Raw genomic sequence first — 728 nt, forward strand, 5'->3', positions numbered from 1 at the left:
GGCGTTATGTTTTTAATCAGGTTCAGAGAATCATGGAAGAAAAGAGTCAGTTATTTTTACAGCAGTACCTTCGAACTTTACCTAGTGAAGTGTCTGAAAAATATACATCATTTAGTTCGGATTACTTTTGCGCAGATGAATATAACGCAAATCTATGTGCTGATTTAATTCTACGTGGCGAGAAGCGTGCATCATGCAGCATGGAATACTGGTATAGCCACGAAAGTGAAATATTACCTATAGTTGGCCACCTTCAAGTGGTCACAAACTGGGATGGTGAACCAATTTGTATAATTGAGATAACATCTGTCTCAAGTTGTCGATTCAACGAAGTGACGAAAGAGTTTGCGGCAAGTGAGGGTGAGGGCGACAAATCGCTAGAATGGTGGCGTAAGGCTCATTGGACATTTTTCTCACGTGAATGTGAAACTTTAGGTATAGAGCCAAGTGAGGATATGTTATTGGTTTTAGAACACTTTAAGGTCGTGTATCAGTAAAAACATAACAAACGCTTCAAGAGGGACAGCCAACGCGTGGCATTTTTATCATGCGTTGGTTTTTGTGGTTACGGTGTTATGCGGAAAGCTGGTAGTAGCGTTGTCTGCCCCTTAAGCGGGCGTTAGGCGATTGGAGGAAACGATGAAATCTTTGAAAAGTGGTGAGCAGTATCTAGAGGTTTCCTTCGAGAAGCTTGAGTTATCAGAAAATAGTTTCAAAGACATAGAATT

1 protein-coding gene is annotated in these 728 nt (G+C 40.8%); it reads left to right on the forward strand.

Going from position 1 to position 728, the window contains the following annotated elements; genetic code table 11:
• Positions 1 to 32: 32 nt before the first annotated feature.
• Positions 33 to 497 carry an ASCH domain-containing protein gene (locus AACQ79_RS15510; protein WP_029190008.1) on the forward strand — a complete coding sequence of 155 codons (465 nt, stop codon included), beginning with the start codon at positions 33 to 35 and terminating at the stop codon, positions 495 to 497.
• The last annotated feature ends 231 nt before the right edge of the window (positions 498 to 728 follow it).

The organism is Vibrio sp. 3-2(1) (genome assembly GCF_963887575.1).
In the GTDB taxonomy this organism is placed as follows: Bacteria; Pseudomonadota; Gammaproteobacteria; order Enterobacterales; family Vibrionaceae; genus Vibrio; species Vibrio anguillarum.